Here is a 352-nt window from a genome sequence, read left to right on the forward strand (position 1 = left end):
ACAACGTCAAGGTGCCGGGTACCGGCGCGGAGCTCAACCAGAGCCTGGAGAAGGCCGGCCGGGTGGCCGACTTCCTCGAGCTCGGCGAGCTCATGTGTCTCGACGCGCTCGTGCGTCGCGAGTCCTGCGGCGGTCACTTCCGCGGGGAGAGCCAGACCGAGGACGGCGAGGCGCAGCGCGACGACGAGAACTTCTCCTTCACCTCGGCCTGGGAGTACACCGGCCGCGGGCAGGCTCCGGTCCTGCACAAGGAGGAGCTCACGTTCGAGTACGTGCACCCGACCCAGCGCAGCTACAAGTAAGGCGAGGACCCCGTGAAGCTCAATCTGAAGGTCTGGCGCCAGCGCGACGC

Annotated in this window: 1 protein-coding gene; it reads left to right on the plus strand. The window is 67.9% G+C overall.

Going from position 1 to position 352, the window contains the following annotated elements:
- On the plus strand, window positions 1-302 hold a 302-nt coding region (locus DBV35_RS29520; RefSeq protein WP_211100082.1), incomplete at its 5' end, for a hypothetical protein.
- Window positions 303-352: the final 50 nt, after the last annotated feature.

The organism is Acuticoccus kandeliae (assembly GCF_003073115.1).